Consider the following 26,115-nt stretch of genomic DNA (forward strand, 5'->3'; position numbering starts at 1 on the left):
TCTACCATCGTCTGTAGTAGAAGCCCGCGTGACGCTGCCCGAGGAGTTATTTGCGTGAGCATTCGCGAGCGCCGGTCAGCTAGCGCAGCGCCCAGTCGGATCCGTTCGACGTTTCTGGCATATCTGGCATTGACCAAGCCGCGCGTGATCGAGCTGTTGTTGGTGACGGCGATCCCAGCCATGCTGCTGGCCGACCGCGGCACGGTCGATCCGCTGCTGATCGTCAACACGTTGATCGGCGGCATGATGGCCGCCGCCGGGGCCAACACCCTGAACTGCGTCGCCGACGCCGATATCGACAAGGTGATGAAGCGGACCGCGCTGCGGCCGCTGGCCCGGGCCTCGGTGCCGACCCGGCACGCATTGATCTTCGGTCTGGTGCTCTCGGCCGGCTCCTTCGCCTGGCTGTGGTGGACCACCAACCTGCTTTCCGGGGTGCTGGGCCTGGTCACCATCGCGTTCTACGTCTTCGTCTACACGCTGTTGCTGAAGCGGCGCACCTCGCAGAACGTGGTGTGGGGCGGCGCGGCCGGCTGTATGCCGGTGATGATCGGCTGGTCGGCGGTGACCGGCACCATCGGATGGCCGGCCCTGGTGATGTTCCTGATCATCTTCTTCTGGACGCCGCCGCACACCTGGGCACTGGCGATGCGCTACAAGGACGACTACAAGGCGGCCGGGGTGCCGATGCTGCCTGCGGTGGCCACCGAGCGGCAGGTGACGCGTCAGATCCTGATCTACACCTGGCTCACGGTGCTCACCACGCTGGCGCTGACCCTGGCCACCGGCTGGCTCTATGCGTCGGTGGCACTGCTGGCCGGCGCGTGGTTCCTGGTGATGGCGCACCAGCTCTATGCCGGGGTGAAGCGCGGCGAGCCGGTCAAGCCGTTGCGGTTGTTCCTGCAGTCGAACAATTATCTGGCCGTGGTGTTCTGCGCGCTGGCCATCGATTCCGCACTGGCGCTGCCGACCTTGCTGGGGCGCTAGATTCGTCGGCATGAGCCGACTGGTCAGCCCCGACAACTTCGCTCGCGCCGAATCGGACGTCTACTTCGCCCGCATCGCGGCCGCCGGCGGATTCGGGCAGTTCCTGCATTTCCGCGAACTCTCCCCGGTGGACGACCAGATGGTGATCCGGCAGAACCGCGACACCCTGTATTCGGCCGCCGTCTTCGATCTGGACGCCGGCGATGTGACGATCACCTTGCCGGACAGCGCAGGCCGGTTCATGTCGGTGCAGATCATCAACGAGGACCACTACACCGTGGAGGTGGCCTACGCCCCGGCCGCGGTGATCCTGTCGCGCGATGTGGTGGGCACCCGGTACCTGCTGGCGGCGGTGCGCACCCTCGTCGACCCGAACGACGCGGCGGATCTGCCGGCCGTGCACGCTCTGCAGGACGCCATCGAGGTGACCCAGCCCGAGCCGGGCCGCTTCGAGATCCCCGACTGGGACCCGGCGACGCAAAAAACGGTGCGCGATGCCCTCATCACGCTGTCGACCACGCTCACCGACTCGACGCGGACCTTCGGCGCGCGCGACGAGGTCGACCCGGTGCATCACCTGATCGGCACCGCCTTCGCCTGGGGCGGTAATCCCGAACGCGATGCGCTGTACCTCACCGTGGTGCCGCCGGCGAACGACGGTGTCACCGTGCACCGGCTGACGGTGAAAGACGTTCCGGTGGATGGTTTCTGGTCGATCACGGTGTACAACAAGGACGGCTATCTGGAGCCGAACCCCGGCAACGCGTATTCGGTGAACAATGTCACAGCCGTCGCGGACGCCGACGGTGCGGTGACCGTCCAATTCGGTGGTGACGGGGCACCCAACGTGCTGCCGATCACCGCGGGCTGGAACTACCTGGTCCGGCTCTACCGCCCGCGGCCGGAGATCCTGGACGGATCCTGGACGTTCCCGGCGGCGCATCCCGTGTAGGGGCACCGAGACTGAAGCCAGGGACGAAATCCGGTCCGGTCACGTCCTTGGCTTCAGTCTCGACGGGCTTGTCGGTGTGTCGTGCCAGCATCCGCGGATGGGGGTCTTCATCGGAAGTGAGGCGCTGGCCGCGGGGAAGGTCACCCGCAGCGAGCTGCGGCGGCACCACCGCAGACTGTTTCCCGACGTGTACGGGCCCGACAATCCGACGCTGCTCGACCGGGCCAGGGCCGCGTGGTTGTGGTCGGGACGGCGTGGCGTCATTGCGGGGGTGGCGGCGTCCGGTCTGCTCGGTGCGCGATGGGTGCCCGAGGACAGCGCGATCGAAATGCTCTGGTGCAACACCCATCCGCCGACGGGGGTGATCGTGCGCAACGAGACGTACGCGCGCGACGAAATCACCACGTTCGGCGGGGTGCCCGTCACGACGCGGGCCCGGACGCTGTTCGACCTCGGTCGGCACCTGACGCGCGACGACGCGGTGGCGCGGATGGACGCGCTGTTGTGGACGTGGCGGGTCACCGTCGACGACGTCGCGCCGCTGATCGCCCGGTATCCCTCCTGCCGCGGGATCCGGCCGCTGCGGACCGCGTTGGCGTTGGCCGACGGCGGCGCGGAATCACCCCGCGAGACCTGGCTGCGGCTCCTGCTCACCGACGCCGGGATGCCACCGGAAGACACCCAGATCGAAGTGTTCGCGGGCACCCGGATGGTCGCCAAGGTCGACATGGGTTGGCGCTCGCTGAAGATCGCGGTGCAGTACGACGGCAGGCACCACCAGACCGAACGCGGTCAGTATGTGCGAGATCGGCGCATCCAGCACGAGCTGCAGGCGCTGGGCTGGATCGTGCTTCGAGTGATAGCCGAGGACAGCGAGGACGAGATCATCGCCAGGGTGGCCGCGGCGTTGGCCCGGCGACGGCCCGGCGCTGCCTGACCGTACCGAGACTGAAGCCAGGGACGGATTTGGGGGAGAATCGATCCCTGGCTTCAGTCTCGGAGCCGGTCTAGGGCACCAGCACGATCGAGCCGACGGTCTTGCGGCCCTGGAGGTCGATGTGCGCGCGGGCGGCCTCGGCCAGCGGGTAGCGCTCGCTGACCGTCACCGAGATCGAGCCGTCGGCGATGGCGCTGAGCAGTTCGCCGGCCCGCCAGGCGAATTCGTCGGCGGTACGGGTGAAGTCACCCAGCTTCGGCCGGGTCAGGAACACCGAGCCTGCCGCGTTGAGTCGCTGTGGGTCCACCGGGGGCACCGGGCCGCTGGCCGCGCCGAACAACGCCAGGGTGCCGCGCACCGCGAGGCTGGCCAGGCTGGCGTCGAAGGTGGAGGCGCCGACGCCGTCGTACACCGCGGCAACCCCGGCGCCGGCGGTCAGCTCGCGGATCGCGGCACCGAACTCCGCCGGATCGTCCGGGTAGTCGAGCACCTCGACCGCGCCGGCCATCCGGGACAACGCCGCCTTCTCCGGCGTCGACGCCGTGGTGATCACCCGGGTGCCCATGCTGGTGGCCCACTGGGTGAGGATCAGTCCCACCCCGCCCGCACCGGCGTGCACCAGGATGGAGTCCGAGGGCTGCACCGGGTAGACCGACTTGATCAGGTAGTGCGCCGTCATGCCTTTCAGCAGGGCCGAGGCCACCGACTCGGGCGCCACCCCGTTGGGGACATAGGCCACCCGATCGCTTTGGGCCACGCAGTAGTCGGCGTAGGCGCCGTCGGCGTCGGCGGTGACCACCCGGTCGCCGACGGCCAGCGCCGCGACATCCTCCCCGACCGCCGCGACGGTGCCGCACACCTCGGTGCCCACCACGAAGGGCAGCTCACGCTTGTAGAGGCCGGACCGGAAGTAGGTGTCGATGAAGTTCACCCCGATGGCTTCGGCCTTGATCACCACCTGCCCCGGGCCCGCAACCGGCTCGGGCTTCTCGACGTAGGTGAGGACCTCCGGTCCTCCGGTCTCGGAAACTTCGATGGCATGCATGCCACCTATCATCCACTGGTGAAGCTGGCCCGCCCCGACGTGTTCCACCCCCGCATCGTTTTCGCGAGTTGCCCGGCCCTGCCGCAGGGTGATGGCGACGACGACGGACTTGTCACCGCGCTGCGCCGGCGCGGCCTGCACGCGCAGTGGAAATCCTGGGACGACCCGGCGACCCTGCGGGCCGATCTCGTGATCCTGCGCGCGGCATGGGATTACGCCGACCGTCTCGACGAGTTCCTGGACTGGAGCCGGCGGGTGCGCCACCTGCTCAACCCGCCCGAGTTGGTGGCCTGGAGCGCCGACAAGCACTACCTGCTGGACCTGCAGGCCGACGGGGTGCCCATCGTCCCGACCCGATATTTCGGCGTCGCCGACGCCGTCGAGATACCCGCCGGCGAGGTGGTCGTGAAACCGGCGGTCGGCGCCGGCTCGGCCGGCGCCCAGCGGTTCGTCGACGCCGCCGCGGCCCGAGCACACGCCCAGGCACTGCAGGCGCAGGGCCGGCCGGTGCTGGTGCAGCCGTTCGATCACCGGGTCGCGGCGGGGGAGACGGCGTTGGTGTTCCTGAACGGGGAGCCGTCGCACGCGTTCACCAAGGGCCCGTTGCTGCCGCCGCCGGGCAACGCGCCGGTGTTCGAGGAGACCGGTACGTTCGCGGCCGAGACGCTGTCCGGCGCGGACCCCGACGATGCCCTGTGGGACCTCGGCCATGACGCCGTGATGTCGGTGGTGCGCCGATTCGGGATGCGGCGCGAGGACCTGCTCTACGCCCGTGTCGACGTGCTCGGCGCCGACGATGCCCGGCTGCTGGAGCTGGAACTGATCGAGCCGTCACTGGGGTTCCGGCAGCTCGACGCCACGCAGAAGGCGCGTGCCGAGCGGGATTTCGCGGTCGGCGTCGAGTCAGCCCTGGAGCGGCTGGGGCTCGGACCACTGTCGCGTCCGCATGGACGCCCATAGCGCGGCGGTGCCGGCAGTGCATGCCGCGGCGAAGGCCACGTGCACCGCGACCAGTGCCGCGGGGACGCCGTTGTAGAACTGCACGGCGCCGATCATGCCCTGCGTGGCGACCAGCACCACCAGCACCACCCAGCGGATCCGCACCGCCCGCGGCGCGCCCACGGCCAGCAGTCCGAATCCCAGCCCGATCAGCAGCGCCAGGTAGGCCACCAGCAACGACGAATGCACATGCACCAGGGTGGTGATCTCGATCTCCAGCCGGGGCACCACCCGGTCCAGGCTCTTGTCGCCGGCGTGCGGGCCGGCCCCGGTCACCAGTGTCCCGGTGACCAAGATGCCCGACAGCACCACCGCGGACACGAAAGTCAACTGGCGCAACGGTTTCACCACCTGATCGGTTACCACCCCGGTATCGGGTTCGCCGATCTTGACGTAGAGCAGCACCGCCAGCCACACCATGATCATCGATGCCAGCAGGTGGATGGCCACCGTCCACCACAACAGGCCGGTGAGCACGGTGATGCCGCCCATCACCGCCTGGGCGACGGTCGAGGCCGGCATCAGCCAGGCGTACACCAGCACCTCGCGGCGGCGCCGGGCCCGGGTCACCGCGAGCACGGCCAGTGCGGCGGTGGCCACCACACCGAAGGTGAACAGCCGATTGGTGAACTCGACGGCCTGATGCACGATGGCCACCTCGGCATGCGGCACCGGCACGAAACTGCCGGGAAAGCACTGCGGCCAGGTCGGGCAGCCCAACCCGGAGGCGGTCACCCGGACGATCGCGCCGGTCACCGAGATGCCGCCCTGAGTCAGGATGACGAGGAAGGCGATGAGCCGCTGGACGCGCAGGCTGGGCAGGGGCAGCAGGTCGACGACTTTGAGAAACCACCGATACACCGCCACGGCCCGATCGTAGAACAATGCTAACTACAGGCCGTAGTAGGGGCTGCTCAACACCAGATCGCGACTCGCTGGCCCCGCTCGTTGACCCGTGGCGGGTCGGGCACGCTGTACGCCTGGCCTGCCGCGATCCGGGCGGCGCTCCACGCCACCGCCGCCGCATCCAGGACATCGTCGGCGGGCACTCGCGCCGCCACGCCCAGATCCTCCGGCACGTCGATACCGTTGGCGGCCAGCACCCGCAGCCTGGCCCGCTGCCCGCGCCAGGTCTTCTTGGCGCCGTCGGCGAACTGCAGGCCCATCTGCTGGAACGACAGTTCCGGGTGCACCTCCCACAGCGGTGCGGCCTGTCGGTCGTGCAGTGCGTTGGCATCCAGCAGCTTGGCCTTCAGCCCCCAGGACTGGATGCTCATGCCCTTGCCCATCAGGCGGCGGCTCAACGCACTGGCCGCGGCGTGATCGGGTTGCTCCCAGCACGGTCGCGGCGCGATCTCGAAGATGGTGGATCGGCGGCTGCCGAGTAGCGCACGGGCGGCGGTATCGGTGCCGCGCGGCCCGGATTCCATCAACCCCAGCGGGATGTCCACCCCGACAGCGGCGACGACGCCGAACCGCGCGACCAGGTCGGCGAGTCGTTCGGTGACGTGGATGCCGGCGAAGGCGCCGTCGCGCAGCACCACACCCACCCAGCCGCCACGGCACGCGTCGACACCGGCGACCGTCACGACCGGACCCACGGTCTAGGTGAAGCGGAACCAGCGCAGGGCGCACAATCCGGCGACACCGCCCCACACCGCCAACACGACGATGCCGAACCAGTCCACCGACAGCGCCATCGCCTGGGTCAGCGCCTCGGTGAGCGCACCAGAGGGGGTGAGTCGGGCGACCCAGGCGACGGTATGCGGCACCAACCCGCCCTCCAGCGTCAGGGCGCCCAGGCCGGCGAACACGAACCACGCCAGGTTGCCCACCGCCAGCACGATCTCGGCTTTCAGGGTCCCGCCGAGCAGCAGGCCCAGTGCGGCGAACGACGCGGTACCCAGCGCGATGACCACCGCGCCGAGCAGCAGGCCCAGCACCGCGGGCCGCCAGCCCAGGGCAATCCCGATGGCGCCCAACAGGATCGACTGCAGGAACACCACGGTCACGACGGCCAGTGACTTACCGGCGATGATGCCCCACACCGGAAGGGCCGTGGCGCCGAGGCGTTTGAGGGCGCCGTAGCGACGGTCGAAGGCCACCGCGATGGCCTGCCCGGTGAACGCCGTGGAGATGATGGCCAGCGCCATGATGGCCGGCGCGAACGTCGCCGCCCGGTCGGTGCCGAACGAGCCCAGCGGCATCAGCGTCAGCCCGATAAGCAGGGTGATCGGGATGAACATGGTCAGCAGCAGCTGCTCACCATTGCGCAGCAGCAGTTTGAGTTCCAGCCCGTACTGGGCGGTGAGCATCTGGCGCACACCCGCCGGGCGCGGGTCGGGGGCAAAGGTGCCTGCGGCGAAGCGGTTGGTCACGAACGCAGCTCCCGTCCGGTCAGGTCGAGGAAGACGTCCTCGAGGCTGCGCTGTTCGACGCGCATATCGGTGGCCAGCACGTCGAGCCGGGCGCACCACGCGGTGACGGTCGCCAGCACCTGTGGATCGATATGGCCTTCCACCAGGTACTCGCCGGGGGCTGCCTCGGAGGCGCGGTAGGTCTCGGGCAGGGCCGACACCAACAGCGTCAGGTCCAGTTTGGGTGGTGCGCTGAACCGCAACTGGTTCTCCGCGCCGCTGCGCATCAGCTCGGCCGGGGTGCCGGCGGCGACGGTCTTGCCGTGGTCGATGATCACCAGCCGGTCGGCCAGTTCCTCGGCCTCGGTCAGCTGGTGGGTGGTCAGCACGACGGTGACACCGTCGCGGCGCAGCGCGTCGATCAGCTCCCACACCACGATGCGGGCGTGCGCGTCCATCCCGGCGGTCGGCTCGTCCAGGAACACCAGCTCCGGGCGGCCCACCACGGCGCAGGCCAACGCCAGGCGTTGCTGCTGCCCGCCGGAGAGCCGGCGATAGGTGGTGCGGGCGGCGTCGGTCAGCCCGAGGGTGTCCATCAACCACCGCGGATCCAGCGGGTGGGCGGCATAGGAGGCGACCAGGTCGAGCATCTCACCGGCCCGGGCGGCCGGATAACCGCCGCCACCCTGCAACATCACCCCGATGCGTTCCCGGACCCGGCTGTTCTCGGCGGCTGGATCCAGACCCAGGATCTCGATGCTGCCCGCGTCCGGCCGCAGGAATCCCTCACACATCTCCACCGTGGTGGTCTTGCCCGCGCCGTTGGGGCCCAGCAGGGCCAGCACCTCGGCGCGGTGGACGTCGAGGTCCAGTTCGGAGACCGCGGTGGTGGCCCCGTAGCGCTTGGTCACGCCGCGCAGGCGCACCGGGGTGGCGGCAGAAGCGGTGGTCACGGGGATTCAGCGTAAGCGGCGGACCTGACCACGGGTGCGCCGGGCAGGGCGCGCCACGGCAGGCGGCGCCAGGTCAGCGCGATCAGCGCCAGCACGATCACCGTGCTGGCCAGGGTGGCGTCCAGGATCTGGAAGAGCGCGAACCGGTCGCCGTTGGCGGTCGGGCCGAAGATGCCCACCACCAGGGTGATCGCGATGGTCGCACCGCGGAATCCGGGCCGGGTGGCCCAGGTGGCCAGCGGGATGATGGCCCACAGCAGGTACCACGGCTGCACCACCGGGAAGAGCAGCACGGTGGCGCCGAGGGCTACCCCGAGTCCACCCACGGGATGCAGTCGGCCCCGGAACACGGCCAACAACAGCCAGGTCACCAGGATTGCGATGATGATCACACCGATACCACGGGTCAGGCCCAGCACGGCCGTGGTGTGGTCGCCCAGCCCCAGCAGGATGCCCACCTGGCCGGTGCCCAGCGCGATCAGGGTCGGCGGGGACATCCAGGACCGCACCACGTTGGCGGTGCCCAGGGTGAACAGCCAGCCGAACCCCAGGCCGCTGGCCCAGCCGATCACCGCCATGACGATCAGCGAGATGGTGCCCAGCGAGCAGCTGGCCGCCAAGAACGCCTTGACGGTGCCGCCCCAGCGCCAGGCCAGCGCCATGCCGACGAAGCCGACGGCCAACAAGGACGGCAGTTTGATCTGCGAGGACAACGCGATCAGCACGGTGCCCAAGACCAGCATGCCCAGCGGTTTGGGGGGCACCCGCCAGACCCCGGCCCGCACCCCGTCGATGCCGCGCAGCGCGAATTCGGTTCCCGCCAGCATCAATCCGAGCATGGGTGCCTCGTTGTGGATGCCGGCCACCAGATGCATGAACAGCAGCGGGTTGCACGGACCCAGCCACAGCGCACTCACCTCGGCCACCCCGCAGCGCTGTGCCAGCCGGGGCGTGGCCCACACGATCAGTCCGACGCCGAGCAGCACCACCAGGCGGTGGCATAGCACCGCCGCGACGATGTCCTCGCCGGTGAGCGCGGAGATGCCGCGGCCGATCCACAGGAACAGCGGACCGTAGGGCGCAGGCGTATCGCGCCACAGGCTGGGCACCGACAGCGTGAACACGTGGTCCAGGCCGAGCCCGGGGGCGGGACCGACCTTGTACGGGTCCAGCCCGATGCGGGCGATCTGGCTCTGGGCCAGGTAGGAGTACACATCCTTGCTGTACATCGGCGGGGCGATGAGCAACGGCAGCGCCCAGAGCAACAGCGTGCGGTCCAGCTGGCTGCGTGACATCCGGCGCGGCCCCAGCGCGAACCGGCCCAGCATCAGCCAGGCCAGCGTCATCATCACCGCGCCGGTGGTGGTCATGGTCAGGGATACGGTCTGGATGCGCGACGGCAGGTTCAGCAGCCGCACGCCGAAGGTCGGATCCTGAACGACGGGCCGGGCGCCGGCGCCGAGGGCGCCGATGGCCATGAGAACGGTGCCGGTCGCGCCGAAAACCCTGGTACGACGCAGCGCGACGACTTCTGCGTCGTTGAGCGGGGAGCCAACGGTCCGCTCGTCGGCATGCCATCGGGCGACCGCCGAACTGAAGGACCCGAGCGCGGTCATCCCAGCAGCGTAGACGGTGGCCCGGTGAGCTCCTGCACAGTTAGGGTGCCCTTGCTGGAACCGCAGGTCGAATTCCGACACAATAGTGTTGTGAAATTAAATCCGGAGGTCTCTGGCGTGGCTTCGGCCGCGCCCGCGGCCCTGTCGGATCCTCACATCACCCCCGACGGCCCGACCCCTGAGGGTGATACCCGCAGCGCCATCGTGCAGTTGCTGCTGGAAGGCCCCGTCACCGCCGGCGACATCGGCGACCGGCTGGGTATCTCGGTCACCGGCGTGCGCCGTCACCTCGACGCGTTGATCGAGGCGGGGGACGCCCAGGCCAGTGCCGCCGCCGCGTGGCAGCACAACGGCCGTGGCCGGCCCGCCAAGCGGTACCGGATCACCGCCGCCGGGCGCGCCAAGCTCCATCACGCCTACGACGATCTGGCCGCAGCCGCCATGCGGCAGTTGCGTGAGATCGGCGGCGACGAGGCGGTGCAGACCTTCGCCCGGCGCCGCATCGACGGCATCCTCGCCGAGGTGGTGACCGCTCCGCACACCGACGACGTGGCCGAGACGGCCGACCGGATGGCCGCCGCGCTCACCAAGGCCGGGTACCGAACCACCACGACACCGGTGGCCGGTCCGCTGTCGGGTGTGCAGATCTGCCAGCATCATTGCCCGGTATCGCATGTGGCCGAGGAGTTCCCGGAGTTGTGCGATGCCGAACGGCAGGCCTTCGCCGAGATCCTGGGCACCCATGTGCAGCGGCTCGCCACCATCGTCAACGGCGACTGCGCCTGCACCACCCACGTTCCACTGGGGTCCGAAGGGCCCGCGTCAGTTCGGCCCGCAGCCCGAGCCGAATCCACCACCACACAAGGAGTGTCGCAGTGACCCTCACCCCGGAACAGCTGACCCAGGAGGAGACCATTGCGTCCCTGGGCAAGTACGGCTACGGCTGGTCGGACAGCGACACCGCCGGCGCCAGCGCCCAGCGAGGCCTGTCCGAGGCCGTCGTGCGGGATATCTCGGCCAAGAAGAACGAGCCCGAGTGGATGCTCGACATCCGGCTGAAGGCACTGCGCACCTTCGACAAGAAGCCCATGCCGCACTGGGGCTCCAACCTCGGGGGCATCGATTTCGACAACATCAAGTACTTCGTGCGGTCCACCGAGAAGCAGGCCGCGTCCTGGGAGGAACTGCCCGAGGACATCCGCAACACCTACGACCGGCTCGGCATCCCGGAAGCGGAGAAGCAGCGACTGGTCGCCGGCGTGGCCGCCCAGTACGAGTCCGAGGTGGTCTACCACCAGATCCGCGAGGACCTGGAAGCCCAGGGCGTCATCTTCCTGGACACCGATTCCGGCCTGCGTGAGCACCCGGAGATCTTCAAGCAGTACTTCGGCACAGTGATCCCGGCCGGCGACAACAAGTTCTCCGCCCTGAACACCGCGGTCTGGTCGGGTGGCTCGTTCATCTACGTTCCGCCGGGTGTGCACGTCGACATCCCGCTACAGGCCTATTTCCGGATCAACACCGAGAACATGGGCCAGTTCGAGCGCACCCTGATCATCGCCGACGAGGGCTCCTACGTGCACTACGTGGAGGGCTGCACGGCGCCGATCTACAAGAGTGACTCGCTGCACTCCGCCGTGGTCGAAATCGTGGTGAAACCCGGTGCGCGCGTTCGGTACACGACCATCCAGAACTGGTCGAACAATGTCTACAACCTGGTCACCAAGCGGGCCAGGGCCGAGGCCGGCGCCACCATGGAGTGGATCGACGGCAATATCGGCTCCAAGGTCACCATGAAGTACCCGGCGGTCTGGATGACCGGTGAGCACGCCAAGGGTGAGGTGCTGTCGGTGGCGTTCGCCGGCGAGGGGCAGCACCAGGACACCGGAGCCAAGATGCTGCACCTGGCGCCGCACACGTCGAGCAACATCGTGTCCAAGTCGGTGGCCCGCGGCGGCGGGCGCGCGTCCTACCGCGGCCTGATCCAGGTCAACAAGGGAGCGCACGGCTCGAAATCCAGCGTGAAATGTGACGCGCTGCTGGTCGACACGATCAGCCGCAGCGACACCTATCCCTACGTCGACATCCGCGAGGACGACGTCACGATGGGCCACGAGGCGACGGTGTCCAAGGTCAGCGAGGACCAGCTGTTCTACCTGATGAGCCGTGGGCTGACCGAGGACGAGGCGATGGCGATGGTGGTGCGTGGTTTCGTCGAGCCGATCGCCAAGGAACTGCCCATGGAGTACGCCCTGGAACTGAACCGGCTCATCGAGCTGCAAATGGAAGGCGCGGTCGGCTGATGGATGTCGCTCTGGAAGCAACCAAGGGCGAGGCGTTCACGTCGTTCGACGTCGACGCCTTCGAGGTGCCGGCCGGCCGCGACGAGATCTGGCGGTTCACCCCGCTCAAGCGGCTGCGCGGGCTGCACAACGGCACCGCGGCCGCCGACGGCAGCGCGGTGATCGAGGTCACCGAGCGCCCCGGCGTCACCGTCGAGACCGTCCAGCGCGGCGACGAGCGGCTCGGCCAGGGCGGCGTGCCCGCTGATCGGGTTGCCGCCCAAGCGTTCTCGTCGTTCTCGCAGGCGACGGTGGTGACGGTCGGGCGCAACACGGTGGTGGACGAGCCGGTCGAGATCACCGTCAGCGGGCCCGGCGCGGGTGCGACCGCCTACGGGCACCTGCAGATCCGCGTCGAGCAACTGGGCGAGGCAGTGGTGGTGATCGACCACCGCGGCAGCGGAACCTACGCCGACAACGTCGAATTCGTGCTCGGCGCCGGCGCGCAGCTCAAGGTGGTGTCGATCGCCGACTGGGCCGACGACGCCGTGCACGTCACCATGCATCACGCCGCGCTCGGCAAGGACGCGGTGTTCCGCCACTTCAACGTCACCCTGGGCGCCGAGATCGCCCGGCTGACCGGGCGGGTGCGCTTCGATGCGCCCGGCGGCGACGCCGAACTGCTCGGGCTGTACTTCGCCGACGACGGCCAACACCTGGAGTCCCGGCTGCTGGTCGACCATGCCCAGCCCAACTGTCGTTCGCACGTCACGTACAAGGGCGCGCTGCAAGGGGATCCGTCCACCGACAAGCCCGACACCCATACCGTCTGGGTGGGCGACGTGCTGATCCGCGCCGAGGCCACCGGGACCGACACCTACGAGGTCAACCGCAACCTGGTGCTGACCGACGGCGCCCGCGCGGACTCGGTGCCCAACCTGGAGATCGAGACCGGCGAGATCCTCGGCGCCGGCCATGCCAGCGCCACCGGGCGCTTCGACGACGAGCAGCTGTTCTACCTGCGGGCCCGCGGTATCCCCGAGGATCAGGCCCGCCGGCTGGTGGTGCGCGGCTTCTTCGGCGAACTGATCCAGAAGATCTCCGTGCCCGCGGTCCGTGACCGCCTCACCGCAGCCATCGAACACGAACTTGAACTGACCGAAGGAAACACCCACTCATGACCACCCTCGCCATCACCGACCTGCACGTCAGCGTCAACGCCCCGGACGGGCAGGAGATCCCGATCCTCAAGGGCGTCAACCTCACCGTGAAATCCGGTGAGACACACGCGGTGATGGGCCCCAACGGCTCCGGTAAGTCGACGCTGTCCTACGCCATCGCCGGCCATCCCAAGTACACCGTCACGTCGGGCTCGATCACCCTGGACGGCGCCGACGTGTTGGAGATGAGCATCGACGAACGCGCACGCGCGGGGCTGTTCCTGGCCATGCAGTACCCGGTCGAGGTGCCCGGTGTGTCGATGTCGAACTTCCTGCGCACCGCCGCGAGCGCCGTCCGCGGCGAGGCGCCGAAGCTGCGGCACTGGGTCAAAGAGGTCAAGGCCGCCATGTCGGATCTGGACATCGACCCGGCATTCGGTGAGCGCAGCGTCAACGAGGGCTTCTCCGGTGGTGAGAAGAAGCGCCACGAGATCTTGCAGCTGGGTCTGCTCAAGCCGAAGATCGCCATCCTGGACGAGACCGACTCCGGTCTGGACGTCGACGCGCTGCGCATCGTGAGCGAAGGCGTGAACCGCTATAAGGAAGCCGAGAACGGCGGCGTCCTGCTGATCACGCACTACACCCGCATCCTGCGCTACATCAAGCCGCAGTTCGTGCACGTCTTCTTCGACGGGCGCATCGTCACCTCGGGCGGCCCGGAACTGGCCGATGAGCTGGAAGAGAACGGCTATGAGCGCTTCACCCAGGCCTCCGATCAGGCACACGCTGGCGCCTGACATGACGGCGTCAGTCGATCTGGATGTGACCAGGATCAGATCTGACTTTCCGATCCTGAGCCGGGTGATGCGCGGCGGAAACCAGTTGGCCTATTTGGATTCCGGTGCGACATCGCAGAAGCCCCTGCAGGTGCTCGATGCCGAACGTGACTTCCTGACCACCTCCAACGGCGCGGTGCACCGCGGCGCGCACCAGCTGATGGAGGAGTCGACCGACGCCTACGAGCAGGGCCGCGCCGATATCGCGGCCTTCGTCGGTGCCGACGATGACGAGCTGGTGTTCACCAAGAACGCCACCGAATCGCTGAACCTGGTGGCGTACACGCTGGGGGACCGGCGGTTCGACCGCGCGGTCGGGCCGGGCGATGTCATCGTCACCACCGAGCTGGAGCACCACGCCAACCTGATTCCCTGGCAGGAGCTGGCGCAGCGCACCGGCGCGACGCTGCGCTGGTATGGCGTCACCGCCGACGGACGTATCGACCTGGATTCGCTCGAGCTCGACGAGCGGGTCAAAGTCGTTGCCTTCAGCCATCATTCGAATGTCACCGGGGCGATCGCACCGGTCTCGGAACTGGTGTCGCGGGCCAAGGCCGTCGGCGCACTGACGGTGCTGGATGCCTGCCAGTCCGTGCCCCATCAGCCGGTGGATTTCCACGCCCTGGACGTCGACTATGCGGCCTTCTCCGGTCACAAGATGCTCGGTCCGACCGGCATCGGCGTGCTCTACGGGCGGCGCGCGTTGCTCAATGCGATGCCGCCGTTCATCACCGGCGGTTCGATGATCGAGACCGTCACCATGGCGGCCACCACCTACGCCGCTGCGCCGCAGCGGTTCGAGGCGGGCACCCCGATGACCTCCCAGGTGGTCGGATTGGCCGCGGCCGCACGCTATCTCGGCGCGCTGGGCATGCCGGCGGTGCACGCCCACGAGAACGACCTGGTGGCGGCGGCGCTCGACGGGCTGGGCGCCATCCCCGGTGTGCGGATCATCGGCCCCACCACGCTGGACCACCGCGGATCGCCGGTGAGCTTCGTCGTCGACGGGGTGCACGCCCACGACGTCGGGCAGGTGCTCGACGACGAGGGCGTGGCCGTGCGGGTGGGCCACCACTGCGCCTGGCCGCTGCACCGCCGGTTCGGCATCGCCGCGACCGCGCGGGCGTCCTTCGCGGTTTACAACACGCTCGACGAGGTCGATAGCCTGGTGGCGGGCGTGAAACGGGCCATCGAGTTCTTCGGGGCGTGACGGCGTGCGACTGGAACAGATGTACCAGGAAGTCATCCTGGACCACTACAAGCATCCGCACCACCGCGGGCTGCGGGAGCCGTTCGGTGCGCAGGTCTACCACGTCAACCCCACCTGTGGTGACGAGGTGACGCTGCGGGTGCGGCTGTCCGAGGACGGCGAGACCGTCGACGACATCTCCTATGACGGCCAGGGATGTTCCATCAGTCAGGCCTCGACGTCGGTGCTCACCGACCAGGTGATCGGCCAGACCGTCGGCGATGCGCTCAAGACCGTCGCGGCGTTCACGGAGATGATCTCGTCCCGCGGCAATGTCGAAGGTGACGAGGATGTGTTGGGCGACGGCATCGCATTCGCCGGGGTTTCCCGCTACCCGGCCCGGGTGAAGTGCGCCCTGCTGGGCTGGATGGCTTTCAAAGATGCCGTGGCGCAAGCCAGCGACGGTGTTTTCGACGTGGAGGAGAAACGATGAGTGATCAGACCGAAGAACTGTTGCTGGCCGACGTCGAAGAAGCGATGCGCGATGTGGTCGACCCCGAGCTGGGCATCAACGTCGTGGACCTCGGCCTGGTGTACGGGCTGAACCTGGAGGACGGGGAGGCCGGCAAGGTCGCGCTGATCGACATGACGCTGACCTCGGCGGCCTGCCCGCTCACCGATGTGATCGAGGACCAAACCCGCACCGCGCTGATCGGGGCCGGCCTGGTCAAGGACATCAAGCTGAACTGGGTGTGGAACCCGCCGTGGGGCCCGGACAAGATCACCGACGACGGCCGCGAGCAGCTGCGGGCGCTCGGTTTCACGGTCTGACGCACGCGGCCGATTCCGGCCAACGCCGAGCACCGCGCGAACGGGGCGGCGACAATGGTTGTCAGACGGAACAACGGCAACCGGGAAAACGTTAGGAAAACCGTGGGTACACGAGACATCACCGCAGCCGAATTCAAGGGCATCCTCGACGACAACGAGATCGTGATCGTCGACTTCTGGGCGTCGTGGTGTGGTCCGTGCCGCGCCTTCGCCCCGACCTACGGAGCCTCGGCCGACAAGCACCCCGATGTGGTGCACGCGAAGGTCGACACCGAGGCCGAGCCGGAGTTGGCGCAGGCCGCCGAGATCCAGGCCATTCCGACGCTGATGGCGTTCAAGAAGGGGCACCAGGTGTTCCGGCAGTCCGGAGCGCTGGCGCCGGCACAGCTGGACGAGCTCATCACCAAGATCAAAGAGTTCGATATCGACGCGGCCATCGCGTCGCAGCAGAACTGACGCGGCCATCGCGTCGCAACAGAACTGACGCACCCGGCACGCGCTAGCGTGCACGTGTGACTGATCACAGCGACTTCGTCCTCGTCGACCGACCGCATCCCGGCGTGGCACTGGTCACACTGAACCGGCCCGAGCGGATGAACTCGATGGCCTTTGACGTGATGGTGCCGCTGCGGGCGGTGCTCGATGAGCTGCGGTTCGACAACGACGTGCGGGTGGTGGTGCTGACCGGCGCCGGCCGGGGCTTCTCCTCCGGAGCCGACCACAAGTCGGCGGGCTCGGTGCCGCATGTGGCCGGGCTGACCCGGCCGACGTTCGCCTTGCGGTCCATGGAGGTGCTCGACGAGGTCATCCTGGCGCTGCGCCGCATGCACCAGCCGGTGATCGCCGCCGTCAACGGCGCCGCCATCGGCGGTGGCCTGTGCTTGGCGCTGGCCTGCGATATCCGGGTCGCGGCGTCGGGTGCCTACTTCCGGGCCGCCGGCATCAACAACGGGCTGACGGCCAGCGAACTGGGATTGTCCTACCTGCTGCCGCGGGCCATCGGCGCGTCGCGGGCGTTCGAGATCATGCTGACCGGACGCGACGTCGACGCGGCCGAGGCCGAACGGATCGGGCTGGTATCGCAAGTGGTGGCCGAGGACGAATTGCTGGCATACTGCTACGGAATTGCCCAGCGCATCGCGGCGTTTTCCCGGCCGGGAACCGAGTTGACCAAGCGGACGCTGTGGAGTGGACTGGACGCCGCGAGCCTCGAGGGGCATATGCAGGCCGAAGGTCTGGGCCAGCTGTTCGTGCGCCTGCTCACCGCCAATTTCGAGGAAGCGGTCGCCGCGCGCGCCGAGAAGCGGCCCGCCATCTTCACCGACGACAAATAGCGAGAACGAGGAGGTAGGTGCGTGATCACCGCAACGGACCTGGAGGTCCGCGCCGGGGCGCGCACACTGCTGTCCATCGAGGGCGCCGCACTGCGCGTGCAGCCCGGCGACCGGATCGGGTTGGTCGGACGCAACGGCGCGGGCAAGACCACCACCATGCGCATCCTGGCCGGCGAGGGCGAACCCTATGCCGGCAAGGTCGAGGCCACCAGCGAGGTCGGTTACCTGCCCCAGGACCCCCGCGAGGGTGACCTGGACGTCCTGGCCAGGGATCGGGTGTTGTCCGCCCGCGGCCTGGACACCCTGCTGTCCGAGCTGGAGAAGCAGCAGACGCTGATGGCCGAGGTCGCCGACGACGCCGCCCGGGACAAGGCGGTGCGCCGCTACGGCCAGCTCGAAGAACGTTTTGCCGCACTCGGCGGGTATGCCGCCGAGAGCGAAGCCGGCCGGATCTGCGCCAGCCTCGGGTTGCCCGATCGGGTGCTGACCCAGCCGCTGCGCACCTTGTCCGGCGGTCAGCGCCGACGGGTGGAATTGGCCCGCATCCTGTTCGCCGCGTCCGAGGGTTCGGGCTCGGGTACCACCTTGCTGCTCGACGAGCCCACCAACCACCTCGACGCCGACTCGATCGGCTGGCTGCGCACCTTCCTGCAAAACCACACCGGTGGACTGGTGGTCATCAGCCACGATGTCGACCTGCTGGCCGATGTGGTCAACCGGGTGTGGTTCCTGGACGCGGTCCGCGGTGAGGCCGATATCTACAACATGGGCTGGCAGAAGTACCTCGATGCGCGCGCCACCGACGAGCAGCGTCGCCGTCGTGAGCGGGCCAACGCCGAGAAGAAGGCCGGAGCGCTGCGGGCCCAGGCCGCCAAGATGGGCGCCAAGGCCACCAAAGCCGTTGCCGCCCAGAACATGTTGCGTCGTGCCGAGCGGATGATCGCCGAGCTCGACGCCGAACGGGTGGCCGACAAGGTAGCCAGGATCAAGTTCCCCACCCCGGCGCCGTGCGGCAAGACACCCCTGGTTGCCAAAGGATTGACGAAAACCTACGGGTCGCTGGAAATCTTCACCGGGGTGGACCTGGCCATCGACCGCGGCTCGCGCGTGGTGGTGCTCGGTCTCAACGGTGCGGGCAAGACGACGTTGCTGCGGTTGCTCGCCGGCGTGGAGACGCCCGACGCGGGTGGCCTGGATCCCGGCCACGGATTGAAGATCGGCTACTTCGCCCAGGAGCACGACACCCTGGACAACGGGGCGACCGTCTGGGAGAACATCCGGCACGCCGCACCTGACACCGGCGAGCAGGATCTGCGAGGACTGTTGGGCGCCTTCATGTTCACCGGTCCACAGCTGGACCAGCCGGCCGGGACGTTGTCCGGTGGCGAGAAGACCCGGTTGGCGCTGGCCGGCCTGGTGGCCTCGACCGCGAACGTCTTGTTGCTCGACGAGCCGACCAACAACCTCGATCCGGCCTCACGTGAGCAGGTGCTCGACGCGCTGCGCAGCTACGAGGGTGCGGTGGTGTTGGTGACCCACGATCCGGGCGCCGCCGAGGCGCTGGATCCGCAGCGGGTGGTGTTGCTGCCGGACGGCACCGAGGACTTCTGGTCCGACGAGTACCGGGACCTGATCGAGCTCGCCTGAGTTTGCGGTGCCGCGCGAACTTATTTGAGTTCGCAACGCATTTCCCGAATTTGGCCCGGCACGTTTGACTGCTTCCTAGGCTGTGTACCCGCGGGATGCATTCGCAGAAGTGGGGAGACGTCTGATGAACGAAAGCAGCAAGCCCCGAGACCAGGTGTTGACCGAGCTGCGCACCGCCTACGAGCGGGGCGCGAGCATCCGGTCACTGGTGGCGATGACCGGCCGCTCGTACGGGTCCGTACACAGCATGTTGCGCGAATCCGGCACCACCATGCGCAGCCGCGGCGGTCCCAACCACCGGCGCATCGGCTGATCAGCCGCGCTGGCGCACCGACTCCTCGACGAGGTCCAGTACCGCGCTGAGGTTTTCGGTGCTGTCGCCGGATGCCAGTCGGGCCACCAGTCCGTCGAGCACCAGGTCCAGATAGTTCTGCAGCACCGAACCGGCGACGTCGTCGCGCAGCCGGCCGGCTTGTTTCTGCCGCCGCAACCGCTCACTGGTGGCGGCCGACAGTTCGGCTGACCGCTCGGCCCACCCGGCGTGGAAGGCCGGATCGTTGCGCAGCTTGCGCGCGATCTCCAGCCGGGTGGCCAGCCAGTCGAACTGCTCCGGCGCGGCGATCATGTCGCGCATCACCTGGATGAGGCCCTCCCGGGAGGCCACCTCGGCCATCCGCTCGGCGTCCTCGCGGGCCAGTTCGAAGAACAGCGTGTCCTTGTCGCGGAAGTGATGGAAGATGGCGCCGCGCGACAGCCCGATGGTGTGTTCGAGCCGTCGCACGGTCGCCTTCTCGTATCCGTACTCCGCGAAGCAGCGCCGGGCACCGTCGAGAATCTGGCGCCGGCGCGCCGTCAGATGGTCGTCGGTGACTTTCGGCACTGCGCTGACTTATCGCCTGGGAGCTTCGGCTCAGGACTTCAGCATGTTGCGCAGCACGTACTGCAGGATGCCGCCGTTGCGGTAGTAGTCCGCCTCACCGGGGGTGTCGATGCGGACGACCGCGTCGAACTCCACCTTGGAACCATTCTCCTTGGTGGCGGTGACGTGCACCGTCTTGGGCGTCTTGCCGGCGTTGAGCTCTTCGATACCGGTGATGTCGAAGGTCTCGGTGCCGTCCAGCTTGAGGCTGGCGGCCGACTCACCGGCGGGGAACTGCAGCGGGATGACGCCCATGCCGATCAGGTTCGAGCGGTGGATGCGCTCGAACGACTCGGTGATCACGGCGCGCACACCCAGCAGCGTGGTGCCCTTGGCCGCCCAGTCGCGCGACGAACCGGAGCCGTACTCCTTGCCACCCAGCACGACCAGCGGGATGCCGGCCTTCTGGTAGTTGACCGAGGCGTCGTAGATGAACGCCTGCGGACCACCGGGCTGGGTGAAGTCGCGGGTGTAGCCGCCCGAGACATCGTCGAGCAGCTGGTTCCTGAGGCGGATGTTGGCGAAGGTGCCGCGGATCATCACCTCGTGGTTACCGCGCCGCGAGCCAAGGGAGTTGTAGTCCTTGCGCTCCACGCCGTTGGCGTCGAGGTACTGGGCGGCCGGGGTGCCGGGCTTGATCGAACCCGCCGGGCTGATGTGGTCGGTGGTCACCGAATCCCCCAGCAGGGCAAGCACTCTGGCGCCGGTGATGTCCTTGACCGGCTCCGGCTCGGCGGGCATGCCCTCGAAGTACGGGGCCTTGCGGACGTAGGTGGACTTCTCGTCCCACTCGAAGGTGTTGCCCTCCGGGGTGGGCAGCGAACGCCAGCGCTCGTCGCCCTTGAACACGTCGGCGTAGGAGTCGGTGAACATGTCCCGGTTGATGGAGCTGGCGATCGTCTCCTCGATCTCGGCGGCGGACGGCCAAATATCTGCGAGGAACACGTCGTTGCCGTCGCTGTCCTGGCCGAGTGGGTCCGTCTCGAAGTCGAAGTCCATGGTGCCCGCGATGCCGTAGGCGATCACCAGCGGCGGCGAGGCCAGGTAGTTCATCTTCACGTCGGGGGAGATGCGGCCCTCGAAGTTGCGGTTGCCGGACAGCACCGCGGTCACCGACAGGTCGTTGTCGTTGATGGCCGCCGAGATCTCGTCGGGCAGCGGACCGGTGTTACCGATGCAGGTGGTGCAGCCGTAGCCACCCAGGTAGTAGCCCAGCTTCTCCAGGTACGGCCACAAGCCGGCCTTGTTGTAGTAGTCGGTGACCACCTGGCTGCCCGGTGCCATGTTCGTCTTGACCCAGGGCTTGGAGGTCAGGCCCTTCTCGACGGCCTTCTTGGCCAGCAGCGCGGCGCCGATCATGACCGACGGGTTGGACGTGTTGGTGCACGAGGTGATGCCCGCGACCACGACGGCGCCGTGGTCGAGCACGAACTCACCGCGCTCCTCGGAACGCACGGTGACCGGCTTGGACGGCCGGCCCGAGGCTCCGTTGGCGGCCGACGGGCGGACGTCGACGGCACCGTCGTCGGCGAAGGACAGCGTGGCCGGATCGCTGGCGGGGAAGGACTCCTCGACGGCCTCGTCCAGCTTGGTCTCCGGCGTCGGGTGGTTTTCCTCGACGTAGTTGTGGATGTCCTTGCGGAACGCGTTCTTGGCATCGGAGAGTTCGATGCGGTCCTGCGGACGCTTGGGACCGGAGATCGAGGGCACCACGGTGGACAGGTCCAGCTCCAGGTATTCGGAGAAGACCGGCTCGGAGTCCGGGTTGTGCCACATGCCCTGCGTCTTGGCGTAGGCCTCGACCAGGGCGAGCTGCTCGTCGCTGCGGCCGGTCAGGCGCAGGTAGTTGATGGTCTCGTCGTCGATGGGGAAAATGGCTGCGGTGGAGCCGAATTCGGGGCTCATGTTGCCCAGGGTGGCGCGGTTGGCCAGCGGCACCTCGGCCACACCCTTGCCGTAGAACTCGACGAACTTGCCGACGACGCCGTGCTTGCGCAGCATGTCGGTGACGGTGAGGACCACGTCGGTGGCCGTGACGCCCGGCTTGATCTCGCCGGTCAGCTTGAAGCCGACGACGCGGGGGATGAGCATCGAGACCGGCTGGCCCAGCATGGCCGCCTCGGCCTCGATACCGCCGACGCCCCAGCCCAGCACGCCGAGGCCGTTCTCCATGGTGGTGTGGCTGTCGGTACCCACACAGGTGTCGGGGTAGGCCACGCCGTCGCGGACCATGGTGACCCGGGCGAGGTACTCGATGTTCACCTGGTGCACGATGCCGGTGCCGGGCGGGACGACCTTGAAGTCGTCGAAGGCGCCCTGGCCCCAGCGCAGGAACTGGTAGCGCTCGCCGTTGCGCTCGTATTCGAGCTCGACGTTGCGCTCGAAGGCGCCGGCATTGCCGAAGACGTCGAGGATGACGGAGTGGTCGATCACCATCTCGGCGGGGGACAGCGGGTTGACCTTGTTCGGGTCGCCGCCGAGGGTGGCGACGGCCTCACGCATGGTGGCCAGGTCGACGATGCACGGCACGCCGGTGAAGTCCTGCATCAGCACGCGGGCGGGGGTGAACTGGATCTCGATGCTCGGCTCGGCCGAAGGATCCCAGTTCGCGATGGCCTCGATGTGTTCCTTGGTGATGTTGGCGCCGTCTTCGGTGCGCAGCAGGTTCTCCGCGAGCACCTTCAGGCTGTAGGGCAGTTTCTCGGTCCCGGGTACCGCGTCGAGGCGGTAGATCTCGTAACTGTTGTCCCCGACGGTGAGAGTGTCGCGGGCTCCAAATGAATTGACCGAATCTGTGCTAGTCACATCAACTCCCGGTTAGTCATCGCCGCGACGGGCTGTGTCGACGGCGTCGATAATCCTAACAGTACGCTTGTCCTGTGAATCGCCCGAGGGGGCCGCTCCAGTCTCGTCCGCTCGCGCGCGTGCTGCCAGTCGCTTGGGTGAATTTCCAGTACCGTCTGCCAGGTGACGGTTCAGTTCGTGCCCGCATACATTCCACCCGACGTCTGTTCCACCGTGGGGCTGGGCCTGTCCACCCCGGTGGACCAATGCATGGCTCAGGTGCTGACCGACGTCCGCGAGGACGGGGTGGCCGCCCCCGCGTCGGCCGATCCCGCCGGGCTGGCCCAGGTGGTCGCCGACGCGAAGGCTCAGGGGATCGACCTCAAACTGGTGGTGCTCCCGACGAGTCCACCCATCGACACACCGTTGCGTGATGTCGCCAACGACGTCGGCACGGTCTACCCGGGATCGACGGTGCTGGTGATCAGTCCGGGCTTCGCGGGCACCTACAGCCACGTTTATGACCGGGTCACCTTGGAGGCCGGTCAGGACCTGGCGAAAACGGGTAATGCCGTCCAATCTTCGAAGAATTTCGTGTCGCAGTTGCACACCCCGGACTTTCCGTGGACACCGTTTACCATCGTGCTCACGCTGGGGGTAGCTGCGGCCGCCGTCGGTACCCGTATGCTGCAGGTTCGTGCCAAGCGCGGCGTTGCTGAGAAAGCGGTTTCCGGCGCACCGCAGTAATGGCGTGATGGGGCGCTGAGTGGCCGCCGAGTGGTGTCGATGAATTCGAATATCACCGTTCGGTCACAACGGATTCAATTACAAACATGTAATTTGTTACTAAAGTTTCTTTAGAGCGCGCTGTGACGTACGGTGCAGACAGTGCCTGTAGTTGCAGCTGTGATTGATGTGACCCATGTGATGGGTGAGCATCGCCTCCGGGGCGACTCCTGGCACTGCGTGAAGTGCCATGACGTTCGCGTCCAGCCCGAGGAGACCTGAGTCGAATGAGACGCACCCCTGGCGCCTCCCGGCGGTACGTGCAGCTGTGCGCGTTCCCCGTGACCTTCGGCGTGCTGCTGGCGGGGACCATGCCGAACGGAGCCGTCTCGGTCGCCGAACCGGTGAACCCGGAGGGCATCGCCGCACTCGTCGCCGCCGTGGCCGACGCCGACCAGAAACTGCAGGACCTCGGCGCTGCCGTGCAGACGCAGCAGGAGAGCGTCAACAAGGCCCTCGTCGACGTCGCCAACGCCCGCGACGACGTCGCGATCGCGCAGCAGAAACTGGACGAGAGCAAGCGCGACGTGAGCGACGCCGACGCCCGGATCGCCGACGCCCAGAAGCGTTTCGACACCTTCGCCGCCGCGACGTACGTCAACGGCCCGTCGGCGTCCTATCTGACCGCCGCCGACCCGGCCGAGGCGCTGCGCACCGCCGCGGCCGGCCAGGCGCTCGCCATGAGTTCACAACAGGTCATCACCGACCTGCAGCGGGCCCGCACCGAACAGATCAACCGGGAGTCGGCCGCCCGGCTGGCCAAAGACACCGCGGACAAGGCGGCCGCCGCTGCGCAAGCCAGCCAGGACGCCGCGGTGGCCAGCCTCATCCAGGCTCAGCAGACCTTCGCCGGCCAGCAGCAGGAATTGGACAAGCTGACCGCCGAACGCAGTGCGGCACAGGCGAAATTGGCCGCCGCCGAGCGGCCGGCCCAACCGGCGCCCGACGCGACCCAACCGGCCCCCGGCGCGGCCCAGCCGCAGGCCGCGCCCAAGCCCGGCGGGCCGGCGCCCGCCGCGGGCGCCGACTGGGACCGCGCCCCCGGCAAGACCGCCGCCCCGGCCAACACCAGCCAGTGGGACACCACCCTTCCGATGATCCCGAGCGCGTTCGTCAGCGGGGATCCGATCGCGATCATCAACGCGATCCTCGGCATCATGAACACCTCGGCCCAACTCACCGCGAACATGGGCCGCACCTTCCTGCAGAAGCTGGGCCTGATCCCGACGCCGACCGGCTATACCAACGGCGCCATCCCGCGCGTGTACGGCAGGCAGGCCTCCGAGTACGTGATCCAGCGCGCCATGTCGCAGATGGGCGTGCCGTACTCGTGGGGTGGCGGCAACGCCGGCGGCCCGAGCCGGGGCATCGACTCCGGCGCCGGCACAGTCGGTTTCGACTGTTCGGGCCTGATCCTGTACGCCTTCGCCGGGGTGGGGATCAAGCTGCCGCACTACTCGGGCTCGCAGTACGACATGGGCCGCAAGATCCCGTCCTCGGAGATGCGCCGCGGCGACGTCATCTTCTACGGCCCCGGCGGCAGCCAGCACGTCGCCCTGTACCTCGGCAACGGGCAGATGCTCGAAGCGCCCTACACCGGGTCCAACGTCAAGGTCTCGCCGGTGCGGACCGGCGGCATGACCCCGTACGTCATTCGCTACATCGAGTACTGACCTGAGGATTGTATTGCGCTCCAAGATATTTCGACTGAAGGTCGCCGTCGTCTCGGTTCTGGCCGGGGCGGCGCTGACGCTCGGCTCTGTGGTTTCCGCGCCCCAGGCCGCCGCGGCGCCCGACGACGGGCAATGGGATCCGACCCTGCCCAAGATCGTCAGCTCCGGCGGGCCCGGTGATCCGGTGGCGATGGCCAACGCCGGCTTCCAGGTCAGCAAGATCGCCCTGGACACCACCGCCAATCTGGGCCAGCAGTTCCTGCAGTCCCTCGGGCTGGCGCCCAAGTCGGCCGCCGCCCTGCCCGGCGGCCGGGTGCGCGGCCCGCAGGCCATCGAATACGTGATCCGCCGGGCGGGCTCGCAGATGGGTGTGCCGTACTCGTGGGGCGGGGGCACCCTCACCGGTCCGGGCCCCGGCGTGGACTACGACGCCGGAAAGATGGGCTTCGACTGCTCCGGCCTGACCCGGTACGCCTTCGCCGGTGTCGGGGTGCAGATCCCCAAGTACTCCGGCGACCAGTACAACACCGGACGGCCCATCCCGCCGTCGCAGGCCAAGCGCGGTGACCTGATCTTCTACGGGCCCGGCGGCAGCCAGCACGTGGCCATCTATCTGGGGGGCGGCAAGATGCTGGAGGCCTCCGGTAGCGCCGAGAAGGTGACCGTCAGCCCGGTCCGGATGGCGGGCATGTCCCCGCACCTGTCGCGCATCATCGAATCCTGAGGACAGCCTGAGCAGGGGCCCGCGCCGTCGACGGATCCCGAACAGCCTGGAATAGTTGACGGCGGGCGTGTCGCCGCACCGGCGGCGCCTTGTTAGTTCAGGGT

General features: G+C 68.1%; 26 protein-coding genes. 18 read left to right on the forward strand and 8 right to left on the reverse strand.

The features are described from left to right. Positions 1-54 precede the first annotated feature (54 nt). The 3 genes from SBI67_RS11125 (at position 55) to SBI67_RS11135 (ending at position 2,876) form a co-directional block, all read left to right on the forward strand. Positions 55-987 (forward strand): heme o synthase, encoded by a 933-nt coding sequence (locus SBI67_RS11125; RefSeq protein ID WP_318980624.1) that lies wholly within the window; start codon positions 55-57, stop codon positions 985-987. Between the two features lie 10 nt (positions 988-997). Further along, entirely contained in the window at positions 998-1,939 is a 942-nt protein-coding gene (locus SBI67_RS11130) for a DUF1254 domain-containing protein (RefSeq protein ID WP_318980625.1), read from the forward strand. 97 nt (positions 1,940-2,036) lie between these two features. Then, positions 2,037-2,876 (forward strand): putative endonuclease domain-containing protein, encoded by an 840-nt coding sequence (locus SBI67_RS11135; protein ID WP_318980626.1) that lies wholly within the window; start codon positions 2,037-2,039, stop codon positions 2,874-2,876. A 70-nt stretch (positions 2,877-2,946) separates the two neighbouring features. Here SBI67_RS11135 and SBI67_RS11140 read toward each other — a convergent pair whose 3' ends face one another. Beyond that, positions 2,947-3,921, reverse strand: a complete 975-nt coding sequence (locus SBI67_RS11140) for a quinone oxidoreductase family protein (RefSeq protein WP_318980627.1) — start codon at positions 3,919-3,921, stop codon at positions 2,947-2,949. A gap of 18 nt (positions 3,922-3,939) precedes the next feature. Here SBI67_RS11140 and SBI67_RS11145 point away from each other — a divergent pair, with 18 nt between their 5' ends. Then, the gene (locus SBI67_RS11145; RefSeq protein WP_318981307.1) at positions 3,940-4,881 is read left to right on the forward strand and encodes an ATP-grasp domain-containing protein; all 942 of its coding nucleotides are present in this window, start codon (positions 3,940-3,942) and stop codon (positions 4,879-4,881) included. Here the strand turns inward: SBI67_RS11145 and SBI67_RS11150 are convergent. The 5 genes from SBI67_RS11150 to mptB are packed head-to-tail and all read right to left on the reverse strand — an operon-like array spanning position 4,825 to position 9,846. After that, entirely contained in the window at positions 4,825-5,787 is a 963-nt protein-coding gene (locus tag SBI67_RS11150) for a COX15/CtaA family protein (RefSeq protein ID WP_318980628.1), read from the reverse strand. The genes SBI67_RS11145 and SBI67_RS11150 overlap by 57 nt on opposite strands. A 47-nt stretch (positions 5,788-5,834) precedes the next feature. Beyond that, on the reverse strand, positions 5,835-6,509 hold the full coding sequence (locus tag SBI67_RS11155; protein WP_318980629.1) for a DUF429 domain-containing protein: 675 nt from the start codon (positions 6,507-6,509) through the stop codon (positions 5,835-5,837). Positions 6,510-6,524: 15 nt separating this feature from the next. Beyond that, positions 6,525-7,298 carry an ABC transporter permease gene (locus tag SBI67_RS11160; RefSeq protein WP_318980630.1) on the reverse strand — a complete coding sequence of 258 codons (774 nt, stop codon included), beginning with the start codon at positions 7,296-7,298 and terminating at the stop codon, positions 6,525-6,527. After that, positions 7,295-8,230 carry an ABC transporter ATP-binding protein gene (locus SBI67_RS11165; protein ID WP_318980631.1) on the reverse strand — a complete coding sequence of 312 codons (936 nt, stop codon included), beginning with the start codon at positions 8,228-8,230 and terminating at the stop codon, positions 7,295-7,297. Before SBI67_RS11165 ends, SBI67_RS11160 begins: the two co-directional genes overlap by 4 nt. Beyond that, positions 8,227-9,846: a polyprenol phosphomannose-dependent alpha 1,6 mannosyltransferase MptB gene (gene mptB, locus SBI67_RS11170; RefSeq protein ID WP_318980632.1), complete on the reverse strand. Its 1,620-nt coding sequence runs from the start codon at positions 9,844-9,846 to the stop codon at positions 8,227-8,229. Before mptB ends, SBI67_RS11165 begins: the two co-directional genes overlap by 4 nt. Positions 9,847-9,870: 24 nt before the next feature. Here mptB and SBI67_RS11175 point away from each other — a divergent pair, with 24 nt between their 5' ends. The 11 genes from SBI67_RS11175 (at position 9,871) to SBI67_RS11225 (ending at position 19,438) form a co-directional block, all read left to right on the forward strand. Beyond that, positions 9,871-10,725 carry a helix-turn-helix transcriptional regulator gene (locus SBI67_RS11175; protein ID WP_318980633.1) on the forward strand — a complete coding sequence of 285 codons (855 nt, stop codon included), beginning with the start codon at positions 9,871-9,873 and terminating at the stop codon, positions 10,723-10,725. Next, complete coding sequence (sufB, locus tag SBI67_RS11180) at positions 10,722-12,149, forward strand: Fe-S cluster assembly protein SufB (protein ID WP_318980634.1); 1,428 nt, start codon at positions 10,722-10,724, stop codon at positions 12,147-12,149. Before SBI67_RS11175 ends, sufB begins: the two co-directional genes overlap by 4 nt. Continuing rightward, on the forward strand, positions 12,149-13,309 hold the full coding sequence (gene sufD, locus SBI67_RS11185) for a Fe-S cluster assembly protein SufD (protein ID WP_318980635.1): 1,161 nt from the start codon (positions 12,149-12,151) through the stop codon (positions 13,307-13,309). The genes sufB and sufD overlap by 1 nt, the downstream gene beginning before the upstream one ends. Continuing rightward, a complete protein-coding gene (sufC, locus tag SBI67_RS11190; protein ID WP_318980636.1) occupies positions 13,306-14,085 on the forward strand; it encodes a Fe-S cluster assembly ATPase SufC in 780 nt (259 codons plus the stop codon). The genes sufD and sufC overlap by 4 nt, the downstream gene beginning before the upstream one ends. Position 14,086: 1 nt before the next feature. After that, the gene (locus SBI67_RS11195; RefSeq protein WP_318980637.1) at positions 14,087-15,334 is read left to right on the forward strand and encodes a cysteine desulfurase; all 1,248 of its coding nucleotides are present in this window, start codon (positions 14,087-14,089) and stop codon (positions 15,332-15,334) included. Between the two features lie 4 nt (positions 15,335-15,338). Continuing rightward, on the forward strand, positions 15,339-15,806 hold the full coding sequence (gene sufU, locus SBI67_RS11200) for a Fe-S cluster assembly sulfur transfer protein SufU (protein WP_318980638.1): 468 nt from the start codon (positions 15,339-15,341) through the stop codon (positions 15,804-15,806). After that, positions 15,803-16,144 (forward strand): metal-sulfur cluster assembly factor, encoded by a 342-nt coding sequence (locus SBI67_RS11205; protein ID WP_024453925.1) that lies wholly within the window; start codon positions 15,803-15,805, stop codon positions 16,142-16,144. Before sufU ends, SBI67_RS11205 begins: the two co-directional genes overlap by 4 nt. Before the next feature lie 102 nt (positions 16,145-16,246). Beyond that, complete coding sequence (gene trxA / locus SBI67_RS11210) at positions 16,247-16,600, forward strand: thioredoxin (RefSeq protein ID WP_318980639.1); 354 nt, start codon at positions 16,247-16,249, stop codon at positions 16,598-16,600. Positions 16,601-16,656: 56 nt separating this feature from the next. Then, positions 16,657-17,478: an enoyl-CoA hydratase gene (locus tag SBI67_RS11215; protein ID WP_318980640.1), complete on the forward strand. Its 822-nt coding sequence runs from the start codon at positions 16,657-16,659 to the stop codon at positions 17,476-17,478. A gap of 21 nt (positions 17,479-17,499) precedes the next feature. Beyond that, complete coding sequence (locus SBI67_RS11220) at positions 17,500-19,125, forward strand: ABC-F family ATP-binding cassette domain-containing protein (RefSeq protein ID WP_318980641.1); 1,626 nt, start codon at positions 17,500-17,502, stop codon at positions 19,123-19,125. A gap of 124 nt (positions 19,126-19,249) precedes the next feature. Further along, a complete protein-coding gene (locus tag SBI67_RS11225; RefSeq protein ID WP_318980642.1) occupies positions 19,250-19,438 on the forward strand; it encodes a helix-turn-helix domain-containing protein in 189 nt (62 codons plus the stop codon). On the opposite strand, the gene SBI67_RS11230 is transcribed toward SBI67_RS11225, so the two are convergent. Then, the gene (locus SBI67_RS11230) at positions 19,439-20,005 is read right to left on the reverse strand and encodes a TetR/AcrR family transcriptional regulator (RefSeq protein WP_318980643.1); all 567 of its coding nucleotides are present in this window, start codon (positions 20,003-20,005) and stop codon (positions 19,439-19,441) included. A gap of 30 nt (positions 20,006-20,035) precedes the next feature. Beyond that, positions 20,036-22,849 (reverse strand): aconitate hydratase, encoded by a 2,814-nt coding sequence (locus tag SBI67_RS11235; RefSeq protein WP_318980644.1) that lies wholly within the window; start codon positions 22,847-22,849, stop codon positions 20,036-20,038. A 162-nt stretch (positions 22,850-23,011) separates the two neighbouring features. On the opposite strand from SBI67_RS11235, the gene SBI67_RS11240 reads away from it, so the two are divergent. The 3 genes from SBI67_RS11240 (at position 23,012) to ripB (ending at position 26,011) form a co-directional block, all read left to right on the forward strand. Continuing rightward, positions 23,012-23,575, forward strand: coding sequence for an Rv1476 family membrane protein (locus SBI67_RS11240; RefSeq protein WP_318980645.1), 564 nt, complete (start codon positions 23,012-23,014; stop codon positions 23,573-23,575). Between the two features lie 266 nt (positions 23,576-23,841). Continuing rightward, complete coding sequence (gene ripA, locus SBI67_RS11245; RefSeq protein WP_318980646.1) at positions 23,842-25,287, forward strand: NlpC/P60 family peptidoglycan endopeptidase RipA; 1,446 nt, start codon at positions 23,842-23,844, stop codon at positions 25,285-25,287. Positions 25,288-25,300: 13 nt separating this feature from the next. Continuing rightward, the gene (gene ripB / locus SBI67_RS11250; RefSeq protein ID WP_318980647.1) at positions 25,301-26,011 is read left to right on the forward strand and encodes an NlpC/P60 family peptidoglycan endopeptidase RipB; all 711 of its coding nucleotides are present in this window, start codon (positions 25,301-25,303) and stop codon (positions 26,009-26,011) included. Positions 26,012-26,115: the final 104 nt, after the last annotated feature.

It is taken from the genome of Mycolicibacterium chengduense (genome assembly GCF_033741155.1).
GTDB lineage: Bacteria > Actinomycetota > Actinomycetes > Mycobacteriales > Mycobacteriaceae > Mycobacterium.

Excerpts from the sequence above, each read along its gene's own strand:
- SBI67_RS11130 (WP_318980625.1), top strand. The coding sequence starts at position 998 with ATGAGCCGACTGGTCAGCCCCGACAACTTCGCTCGCGCCGAATCGGAC.
- SBI67_RS11135 (WP_318980626.1), top strand. The coding sequence starts at position 2,037 with ATGGGGGTCTTCATCGGAAGTGAGGCGCTGGCCGCGGGGAAGGTCACC.
- SBI67_RS11140 (WP_318980627.1), bottom strand. The coding sequence starts at position 3,921 with ATGCATGCCATCGAAGTTTCCGAGACCGGAGGACCGGAGGTCCTCACC.
- mptB (WP_318980632.1), bottom strand. The coding sequence starts at position 9,846 with ATGACCGCGCTCGGGTCCTTCAGTTCGGCGGTCGCCCGATGGCATGCC.
- sufD (WP_318980635.1), top strand. The coding sequence starts at position 12,149 with ATGGATGTCGCTCTGGAAGCAACCAAGGGCGAGGCGTTCACGTCGTTC.
- sufC (WP_318980636.1), top strand. The coding sequence starts at position 13,306 with ATGACCACCCTCGCCATCACCGACCTGCACGTCAGCGTCAACGCCCCG.
- SBI67_RS11195 (WP_318980637.1), top strand. The coding sequence starts at position 14,087 with ATGACGGCGTCAGTCGATCTGGATGTGACCAGGATCAGATCTGACTTT.
- SBI67_RS11205 (WP_024453925.1), top strand. The coding sequence starts at position 15,803 with ATGAGTGATCAGACCGAAGAACTGTTGCTGGCCGACGTCGAAGAAGCG.
- SBI67_RS11225 (WP_318980642.1), top strand. The coding sequence starts at position 19,250 with ATGAACGAAAGCAGCAAGCCCCGAGACCAGGTGTTGACCGAGCTGCGC.
- ripA (WP_318980646.1), top strand. The coding sequence starts at position 23,842 with ATGAGACGCACCCCTGGCGCCTCCCGGCGGTACGTGCAGCTGTGCGCG.